The 10,299-nt window shown below is 56.1% G+C and carries 5 protein-coding genes; all 5 read right to left on the bottom strand.

Annotated features, from left to right (window positions below; translation table 11 throughout):
- Positions 1 to 317 precede the first annotated feature (317 nt).
- From GH681_RS20780 to GH681_RS20760, 5 genes are read right to left on the bottom strand one after another with little or no spacing between them, the layout of a single operon-like run.
- Positions 318 to 899 (bottom strand): 4Fe-4S single cluster domain-containing protein, encoded by a 582-nt coding sequence (locus tag GH681_RS20780; RefSeq protein WP_153163457.1) that lies wholly within the window; start codon positions 897 to 899, stop codon positions 318 to 320.
- Between the two features lie 3 nt (positions 900 to 902).
- Positions 903 to 2,756: an AAA family ATPase gene (locus tag GH681_RS20775; protein WP_153163456.1), complete on the bottom strand. Its 1,854-nt coding sequence runs from the start codon at positions 2,754 to 2,756 to the stop codon at positions 903 to 905.
- A complete protein-coding gene (locus tag GH681_RS20770; protein ID WP_153163455.1) occupies positions 2,757 to 3,890 on the bottom strand; it encodes a hypothetical protein in 1,134 nt (377 codons plus the stop codon).
- Entirely contained in the window at positions 3,887 to 6,292 is a 2,406-nt protein-coding gene (locus GH681_RS20765; RefSeq protein WP_194271304.1) for a PIN domain-containing protein, read from the bottom strand. The genes GH681_RS20770 and GH681_RS20765 overlap by 4 nt, the downstream gene beginning before the upstream one ends.
- Positions 6,293 to 6,315: 23 nt before the next feature.
- A complete protein-coding gene (locus GH681_RS20760) occupies positions 6,316 to 10,260 on the bottom strand; it encodes an AAA domain-containing protein (protein WP_153163453.1) in 3,945 nt (1,314 codons plus the stop codon).
- Positions 10,261 to 10,299: the final 39 nt, after the last annotated feature.

Raw genomic sequence — 10,299 nt, 5'->3', positions numbered from 1 at the left:
GCTCGAACCCATCGGCTACATCCCCCCGGCCGAAGCTGAGGCAAACTACTACCGGCAACTCGCCAGTCAGGCCGAAACGCCGGCCTGACTTAAACCAAATGGCCTCCACGGAAGGCGGGGCGGTTCAGGAAACCGCCCTGCCTCGTCGGCGAGGACACCGTAGGCAGGATTATATACGAATACGGAAGTCCGAGGAAAGTTCGCAGCCCCCCGCGCACTTCCTACCTTCTTTACCCCAGATCGATCCGATCTTTATCGACACCAGCGCCCTGCAGTCCATTCCGACAGGCCGCCGACACTTGGGGCTGGATGTCAGACTATCTGATGGTGCAAGGCCAGCCGTTGACGACCAATCGGCCGTCATCGCGGACTCGCCACTCTACCTCTCGATCCGGAATATCTGCCCCCTCAATAGAAGCGCTGTACCTGTCTGTCAGATAGTGAAATCGCTGGTTTGTGGAGCCGACCCAGTTCCTTGAGCGGTCTGGGCTCGAGGCTTCGTAAGGACCATCGACGAGCACATCGGTCCATGCCAACAAGCCACGAGTGCCAGGGAGTGACAAATCTTTCAGCTCCTGAAGCGTGTAGCCGGTGAACGTCATGACCGACAACCCTGCACGTGATACCGCCTCGGCTACCACAGCAAGTCCCTGCGCCTGAAGAAATGGTTCGCCACCAAGGAATGTGACCCCCTCCAGATCCCACTCATCGTGTGCCGCGAGCAAGCGTTCAATCATGGTCTCCGCACTCAGAATGTCGCGTTCCATGATCTTCAGGTAGCCCGGATTGCAGCACCCGATACAACGCTTATCGCAGCCTTGGACCCAGAGTGCCGCACGTTTTCCAGGCCCCTCAACTTCCGTGCAAGGTATCCATGACGCCAGATTCAACCAAGACACGGGTCACTCCAGTTCGAAGTCGAAGTTCGGTTTGGACCCAGCTTGTACAACCCTAATGGTTCGACCTTGCGATCTGTCTGGCGAGCCGACCTGATCAAATAGGAACTGAGCTAGTGGGTCGAACAAGTAAATTGTCAGCGCGTTGAGAACACCACGCCCTCCGCTGCTTCGATCGACCATGCCAACGATCGACTGCAGCGCCTTGGTCTCGTCAACGAATTGCAGCCCAGAAGCTCCCCATTTTTCGCTGAGGCGGTGCCGTAGTGGCTCGAGCTTTGATCGAGCAATGTCGACGAGAAACTTGTCATCCGCCATAAAGTTGAATGGGATGATGTTCCCCTCGCCGATACGGCCAAGCAATTCCGGCCGCTTCAGTTCATTCACAAAGTGCGCACGGACTCTCTCGACAAAGGCTGATCGCGCGTCCGGGTTGTCCGCTTCGATCTGTGCCGCCCCAATGTTCGACGTGAACACGATAACGGTGTCGGAAAACAGAACGGTATCCCCCTTGCCGTCAGTCAGTCTTCCGTCCTCCAGGATCTGAAGGAACTTATCAAGAATCCTCGGGTGCGCCTTTTCGATCTCGTCGAATAGAAGCAAGGAGAATGGGCGCTTCTTGACTGCATTGGTGAGCTGCCCTCCTTCTTCATAGCCAACGTAGCCTGGAGGCGCTCCGACCAAGCGCTGATCAGCATGCTCGTGATTAAACTCCGACATATCGAATCGAAGACAGGCCTCATCATCGCCGAACAGAAACTGCGCGAGGGCCTTGGCCAGTTCCGTCTTGCCCACGCCAGTAGGGCCGACAAAGAACAATACGCCTTTCGGTGTTCTTTGCTTGCTGGAATGCTGCAGCCCTGACAATCCGGTGTATGCCCGAACTAGGATCTGATTGACTGCATCGATTGCTTGATCTTGGCCTTTGACTCGGACTTTCAGTGTCTCGACAGCCTTGCCAAGTTTGTCCCGGTTTAATTGCTCCCACGGGCTATGGCGTTCACCGTAGCGATACATGCTGACTAACGACTCAGCGCTCATCTTCGGCAGCTGGCGCGAAAGCTTCGCAAGATTGTGAATGTCGCGAAGTGTGAGCCCCTCTAGGGAGTCGACAATATCTGCGAGGACTCGGCTCTTAGGAAGCACTGGCGGCTCAACACTGAGTACAGAAGAAAGCTGAAGCACGGCGGCCTCCCGCACGACACGAGATGGCAGGGGGACATTGATTTCTTTGAACAGCGGGTTATTCAGATAGAGCGATGGCGGCAAGACCGAGAGCCCCTGACACAGGAAGACCATCAGTGTTTGCGGCCTATCTACATCGGCTGGGCTGAGCGTAATTTGCGCATCCCTGGTCGCCTTGCCCATCATCAGCAACCATCCTCTTTCGGCTTCGCTCAAGGCATTGGCTTGTCCAAACAGGAGATGTGACCAGTCCAAAACGAACGCAACGCGATCTGGACCAGGCTGCTTCATCAAACGCGAAACCACCGACAGAAAGTCCTGTGGGGTTACCTCAAGTGAACCCGTGTCCTGAACTTGGCGACTGGGGGCGAGCGGTTCGCCCATATCGTAGTCTTCTCCTGCCGCAGGAGGCGCAGTGGCAACGGCAGATGCCGCCAGCTCTCGCCAGGTTCTCGAGTCGACGCCGGAAACGCCTGCAACACGATCCCATCGGATCACGTGACGATAACCACGCTGCTTGAGAATAGTGTCCACTGCGTCGGGCACGCTCTGCCAACGATCAAGCGAGCTTGGATCAGCCACCACATCGACAACATTGCCGTGCAGGATGATCCCTCTCCGAATGCCGCATTCCCGAAGGAAAGCGTCTTGCCAAGATGTTTGTCCAGATGCCATTTACTTCTCCCTTGTCATGCCAGGCTGTGGCTTCGCATCGCTGTCCTTGTCATCCGGGTTCTCCCAAATCGTGCGTTCGGTGGAAAGCTGTATTCCATAGATTGATTGCAGTCGCGGCAGGACCGTATCAATGTCCTTTTTGCACGCAGCGCCGTGATAGTGATCAAACTTGTAATTCAGCTTTCCACTGAGCTCAACCTTGAACTCTGCCTGGGCACCAGCGGGGCGTTTTCCGCGAATCACTACCTCGTTGGAGCTACCTTCGCGAACGAGTCGAGGCTTTTCCGTGACAAACCCAGCGTCCTCCAGTGCGCGGTATACGGCCTGAACAACCTCCCGCCTGCAACTCTCGTCAACCACGACAGCATCGAGATCTCGGGTGATTTCAACCAGTCGCCTAGAAACCTCTTCGGGCGACATCGCGCTGGTTGAATTGAGCATCGATCCCAATGCTTGAGCGCGCTCTGCAGCTCCACCACCGACGGACGCGATCTGCTCACGACATAATTGCAACGCATCCACTGACGCACTTTCCTCTGCTGCTTTGGACTCCTTCTCTCTGATCTGCCGAGATCGCTGCTCGTATTCGGCCTTGATCGTCCCAATCGCCGTTCGCAGCTCAGCGATCGACGTTTGGCTATTCGCCCCCATCAGGCGTGCCCGAGCCTCGGACAGCGCTTTGAAAGCCAATTGCCTGGCCAATGGGTCCGCCCACCGCATCAACTCGTCTTGCCATGCGGTTTCCAACTCGTCCCGCGCTTTAGCCTCTTGTTCGACTCTACGGCGAGCCTCTTCTCTGGCGGCTTCTTCGGCTTGGCGTTGTGCTTCGACGTATGCCTGTCTCATTCCGCGTGCATGTCGTGGCAGTGCATGCACCTGTCGCCCCAACTCAATGCTGCGGTCACGCGCAGCGGCAGGATCGCTCTCGACAAGGCGAGTCAGGCTTGCCAGCTCCCTCTCCAGCTCAGAGAACTCTGCCTGAACATATTCGTTGAGCCCCTGGCTTTGCACATCCTCCAGGATGCCGCGATATCGTGCGAGGTAAGTGCGAGTCGTTTCTCGAACACGCTGGTTAAAAAGATCCTGACGCCGTTGGCGTTCGATCTGATAGCGTGCCTCGTCATGTCTGCTCATTTACGTTTTCCTCCTGCGTCGCGACGTCCTGTCTGATTTGGACTTCCACCCCTGTACTCTTCCGGCAGCATGGCAGTGATGTTCTCTGCACGCGCCTTGTTTCTGAAGTTTCTGTCGCCGGTCACCACGATGACGTCACTCAGCCGGAGATAGAGCGCCACCGACAAGATTCGATTGTCTGCTGTTGGCTCCCAGTCTGGCGGCAAAAGATCCAGCACCTCAGACTCGTAGCGGATGGCTTGCCCGGCACGCTCCAAAGAACGAATTGCGGCCCGAGCCTTCTGGGCTCTTTCCTCTTCGGAGGATTCCTTGATTCCGTCCAGTTCTTCAAGCACGCGTCGGGCAACAACAGGAATGTCGTTTCGACGCATGGTAGTGAGCAGATCGGGGGCCAACATCAAGGCATTGGTATCAAGCACGATTAGTCTTTGGCCGGGCGTTGTCGGGTACGCAAGTTTCTGCACTGCCAGTTCGCGCCATGAACCGACCAACCCATCAAATTGATGAATCGGCAAAAGTGTGTCGCCCGTGAGTGAGCTCCGCATATTAAGAACATTCTTGCAAGCCTCCTGCCACTTTGTGACGCTGGCCAGAGCAGAAGTCTTCACGCCTTGAAGGCTAAGGCTTCCCTTGGAGGCATCCTGAAGGGATTTCAGGCCAACATCGCGCAGCACCGCTTGATGAGCGGACCTAATCGCCGTCAGTGGTTGTGAATACGAATGGGGGCCATGAAGGGCCAAACTGGAATCGGCCAGGACTTGGGCGACCCAGGTCTGCAGAAGCGCATCGCCAATCACGGCATCAGGCAGGGATAGTGATGGCCCGACAGCTCTGCGGAGCGAATCCAGCGACTCGGTATCAGAGATCGGGTGGCAGTGCTTCAAAAGAGCAGACTTGATCTCATCCGACTGATTTGGCATCAGCCGTTCGACTCCGGCGAAATAGGCCAACACCTCGGCGAGATCAACGCCATCAGCCAAGCGCTCGATCGCCGACATCAGGCGATCCGCCAAGGCGCTATACCAGCCTGCTCGCCAACCATCCCCAGCATCGGATGAAAATCGCTCCAGCGTGGTGATGAAGCCAGAGGCGTCTGTGAGCAACTCGCCGATAGGCAATGCCTCGACTCGCGATCGCCAGCGCAGAATGGTTTCCTGTGGCGCTTCCCACAGCGAAGCGATCGCATAGACGTCAGCAGGCTGTGCCGAACTCAGGGCGGCACTCAACTCGGTCTGCACAGTTTGCCAAACGCGCGCGCTGGAACCTTTCTCGGCGGTCAGCGTGAGCACTGCTCGACGCTCCTGGCCCGCCCAAAAGACTCGCGACGATCCAGTCATTCGCACCTCTGGTGCGTGATCGTCTTTGCGAAGCACCAATCCGTCAAATCCTGTTGGCAGATCCGATGGCGGAGCCATTTCAAGCCAGATCGTTCCCTTTTGAGATGGCAGCCGACGAAGGGCGTGATCAGCACCTCTGAACAGCGCGGTCAACCGCTGGAAGACATGACCGTCATTTTTCAGCAGAACGATGTCTTCGCCAATGTGATTTTCCAGCTGATCCTCATCAACCAATACGCGCAGCGCTGCCCTCGATGGGGTCGCCTTGTTACGATCAACTGGAGAGTCTGCGCCCTGCAGAGCAATCGCAACAGCACTGCGAACGCTTGCTTCACTGAGCGCTGGCCAATCGGATGCTGCCTCACTGGCGAGGATTGGCTCTAGAACGTGTTCCCAGATCACTTCGGGATTTGCTGCTGCCAGCCATCGCTGGAAGTCAGGAGCCCCCTTCGCGCTGACAGCAAGTACGCCTGACTCATCACACTCCAGCGTGACTTGATGCTGCTCCCAAACAACTCCGACAACTTTGGGTTGAACGGAGTGAATCTCAGTATTCGGGGTTCTCCAAGCATGCCGCTCTTTTTCGACAGACTCCCGAACCAACGCGGAGCAATCGGAAGGCTCAAGCACTGCACCTGCGATGAACGGACGGCTAGGTGATCTTGTTAGCCGATTTTCACTTCGATGAGGCTTGATCGAATTGGAAAGCGGAAAATACAAGTGTGATACGGTCGTTTGCTGAGACCGGCTAGGCAACCGATCTCGCTCGAGAAATGTCACGCCATCGGCGGTAAGCGCAAGCTCTGCGAGCCGAAGATCCATATAATCTTGCGATGTTGGGCCGCTCAAGACGCCCATGTAGATCAGATTTTCAACGCTTGGCCCGACCAGTTCATTGGCCGAAGCCACGCCAAGTTGATGCTCAAATATTTGAGACAGCGTCATGTCAGCGAGCCCCGGGGTCGCCCGATAGCTACCGCATAGCTTCATTACCGTCCGCTCAAATACTGTCGGCGTGCGCACGGTCTGGTACGTCACCTCCGACTCCACTTCGTAGAGCGGCATGCCGACAGAGAAAGATCCCAACTTCATCGCTGATTACCTCGATTGCCGTTGCTGGGTCGCGGCGAGAACTTGCGCTGACCGGGGTTGTCGTTTCGCATGAGTCGGCTCGCCGGAATCAGACGGGCGTCTCTATCCAGCTGATCGAGAATGTCCTTGTAAACCGTGCGTGTCGTTGAGCCCTCTCGATCCATATGCGGCAGCGTTACCTCATATGACTCGTACATACTTCTTGCACCAAAAACAATCAGTAGCTCCTGCGCTCGAGAGAAGGCCACGTTGATGAACTCGTATCGTGCGACATTCGCACGACTAGACCTGCGCCTTGCCATACCCTGACTTCTGGTGTCGATTCCGTCATTGCGGACCAGACTAACCAGAATGATTGGTTTCTCCTTGCCCTGATACCGTATTACGGTGTTGACCTCTACATCCAGACATTCGAATCGCCCGGAAGGTTTAACCGCACGGATCGCCTCGCGGATTAACCTACATTGACGCGCGTAGAAGGAAACCACGCCGACTTGACGCCGCTTTTGAGGTGAATATCCAAGAAGGGCGCTCTGCTTGTCGAGCTGAAGCAATGTGTGGGCAATCAACTGTGCTTCGAGGCGGTTGCTACGCGCAGGTTTACCCGCTGCGTCCATGTCCTCCTTGTGGATCTGCCCTTCCAAATTGCGAGATGTATCCACCCACAGGACGTGGTCACCCTCGTGAACGACTTTCTCTTTTTCTTCACGAGGAATTTCTGACGACGGCAAACTGATGTTTTTGGGAATTCGATTGCCCTCGCCGTCAAGCGCGGGCTTGATGATGGTCTTCCCATCCGCGTCTACCAGCACCAGCCCGTGATTTCGATCGTAATTTGGGAACGCTAGCCCGCAGGTCAGGCGGCGCTCATAGAAATGGTTCACCATTGTCATGATCTGCGGATGCATACGGAACTGAACCTCGAGGCGTGCGCGGATCGCATCGTCTGCCGCTTCAAAGTGCGACTTGAACAAGGATGCCGTAACCATCTTTTCGAATCGGTGCAGATTTTGCCGGGTCAAAGCCGTTCGACTCTCTTGCTCGTCTTGCTCCGCCTCTTCAACCACGTCGCTGAATGTCTGGGCATCTGCCCCCTCCTGAAACAGTGGCGGAAGCTGACGGTGGTCACCCACCAGGATCGAGCGCCGCGCACGCATTAGGGGCAGCAGCATCTCCAGAGGAGTCGCCTTGCTGACTTCATCGATGATCGCAACGTCAAAACTTACCTGACCAGAGTCTTCGAGCGTTTGTTCACGTTCATTGCATGTGATGGCGACGACGTTGCACTGCGGCACATAGACTTCTTTGAAGTGCTCCCAATCAGACTGGGCTGAAGCAGGCCTGCGAAGATCATTCACCCAGTCCTGGATCAGTTGCCCCCACACATACTGCTCATCCTTCTGATTTTGTATTTGTTCCTCCAGCGTGCGGACTTCGCCTTGACGAACCAAGATTTCTTGGCTGAGCAAGGCAGCGACATCAACTGGTTTGTCGTTTGCAGAGTTTTCTGCTGCCTGCGCAAGAAGAAGCTCTGATGCACGGGCAAGAGAACTTGTCAGGGACTGATTTACCCTCGGCTCTGTCCTGATGTGCTGCTCGAGCTCCAGTTCGCGCTGCCGCCACTCAGATTCATCGATTTCAGGAACCTCACAGAGATCAATGAGCCTGTGCACCTCTGCAATCAGTCGTTCCAAAGCCTGATCAATGGCCGCATTGCTGGTACGCAATGTGGCCAAACGATCGGCAAGCTCTGCGCCGACCTGTTCTGCGTTGTCGATGGCCGCACACCAGCGATCAGCGTCCACGAAGAGATCGCTGTACAGATCGGCACTCAGCCCACCGGCAGAACTGTTTCGAAGTTGCTTGATCTCCTGACGCTTGGCTCTCCAGGCCGAGACCAAGCTATCGTCATCGTCAACCCGCTCAGCCAGGGCCTTTTCTTCGGCCTCCAGTTCCGCAATGCGAATAGCCACATCAGGACTCTGTAGAGATCGTGGCCCCGCCGCATACAAGCGAGCCACATCCTTCTCCAGCTCCTGTTCACGTGTCCTCAACTTGCGCCAACACCTCACCAGTCCTGCAAGCATTTGAGGACGTTGTTGTGGCACGGCGTCCCAATCGGCCTTCGAGACCGGGAGCTTTGTTCGCGCTATCGTCAACCCGAAGAGGCTGGAAGCTAGCTCTGATGACAGTGGTTCAGGCAGCGGGCAGCCATCTGCAACATCATCGTCACCTGTCACCAAGAATTCCCTTAGGGTCGAAAGGCGGTTCCGCTTTCGTTTCGCGTCCTCGTGCTTCTGTGCCTGCTCCTGCAGCCTCTGCCAGGCCAAGTCTCTCTCAAGCTTTGCCCGGACACGACCTTGCTCGTATAGAGCAATACCTCTTTGTGCTTCGACAATGTCGCGGCGCACATACTCGGCTCTGTTCAGCCAGGACTGAAGCTGGCTCATCCGATCGGCGGTTTCACGCCAAGGCTTCAAGAATCGGTCGCTCGCATGCTCCGCCAGGGATGAGTAATACCGGGACAAAGCCGCTTGCTGGACAAAGGACTTTCCATCACCAGAGACTTTATCCAGGTCGCGCGCCAAACGAATGACTCGCAAATCAGGATGTTTGCCGAGCCGTTCTAGTGCGTTGTCAACGGCCGTGTGGGCTTGACTGGCCAGCAGTACGCGCTCACCGCGACGGGCCAATTGCATGATGGCTTCGGCGATCACGGTTGTCTTACCAGTTCCCGGCGGCCCTTGAATCAGGCAAAGGTCAGGCGCGGTCAAGATCTTCTCGACTGCCTCTTTCTGGAATGGGTTCAGATCATCTCGGAACCAGTGCGTGATCGATTCTTTGGCTGAAGGCTTCTTAGCTTGTCGGGCATCAAACAGGTAGGAGGAGAGGTAAGGGGCATAGCCTCCCTGATCTTGCAAGCGCTTGATCGCCATCTCATGGCGCCGAATCAAAGCAAGATCACCCGCAGCTGATACGGACAAGAACCCTTGCTCAGGGATTCTGGAGAGGATCATCTGGCGAATGTTCGCCAAGTCTTCCGCAACTGTTAGCTGATTCTGATCGTCTTCAGAGAGAGCAACCACGACTTCAGCGAGGTGTGGCTCATTCCATTCGCAGTCCTTAATCTTGTCCTTGTGTGGAGCGATCTTCGCCATCGCCTCAGGTTGGCCGAGTTCAAAACCTCTCGGAGCACGCTTAGCCCCTTCCCGATCGCTGATTCGAAAGGTCCAGGGATCGACAGACACATTAAGGTCAAATGCCATCACGTCTTGTCGTGAGAGCGACCGATGAACTTCACGCAGGGACTGCTCGCTCTCGCCAATCACGCTGAAGACGATCCTGTCCTCTTGCCACTCGCGCTGAATAAACCTCAACCCACGGGTTTTCTCCGACACGAGCTTGCGCTTCCATTTCAGGAATTCGGTCCAATCGACCAATTTCTCCCGGGTGGTGATTGAAATGGGAGGTAGCTCGAATGCCAACTCGCGAGTCAAGGCATTGTTGTTGCGTTGGATTCGTGGCAGCTGCGGGTTGTCCTGATACACCACCACCGAAAGGCTGCGCTCGTAGCTGTGCCCAGGCGCATCAGCGACTTCAAACAAGTCCTGAACCATGAACACAGGGCTGGGAACGCGAGTCGGCCAGAAGCCCCTTACCGCCAACGAACATCCCCTGGGAAACGGCCAGGGCTGCTCCGGGTTGATGACCGGGCGAAGAGCAAGGTTCAAGTTATCGTCAGGGCGGTTCTCGATGCTGAGGTTCGCCCCGTGGTACTCCATCGGCATCCCGTGTGGGAACAGCAGATTCAAGACACCTTCGATGCTATCGCCCCCGCTCAGGAAATCCCGGAACTGAGGATGTCGGCGCGCCAGATCTCCTACCGTGCGCGAAACACGTTCACGGTTCCTGTCGTCAACCCAGACGTAAAGATTGGCCATAGTCGATGAACGTCACTCATAGATGCAGATGGAGGAAGG

The organism is Zoogloea sp. 1C4, from assembly GCF_009469605.1.
In the GTDB taxonomy this organism is placed as follows: domain Bacteria; phylum Pseudomonadota; class Gammaproteobacteria; order Burkholderiales; family Rhodocyclaceae; genus Zoogloea; species Zoogloea oryzae.
Note: the sequence above shows the minus strand (reverse complement) of the source record. Positions and strands in the feature narration are given on the sequence as shown.

Coding starts and splice junctions, on each gene's coding strand:
- GH681_RS20775 (WP_153163456.1), bottom strand. CDS start 2,756: ATGGCATCTGGACAAACATCTTGGCAAGACGCTTTCCTTCGGGAATGC.
- GH681_RS20770 (WP_153163455.1), bottom strand. CDS start 3,890: ATGAGCAGACATGACGAGGCACGCTATCAGATCGAACGCCAACGGCGT.
- GH681_RS20765 (WP_194271304.1), bottom strand. CDS start 6,292: ATGCCGCTCTACGAAGTGGAGTCGGAGGTGACGTACCAGACCGTGCGC.
- GH681_RS20760 (WP_153163453.1), bottom strand. CDS start 10,260: ATGGCCAATCTTTACGTCTGGGTTGACGACAGGAACCGTGAACGTGTT.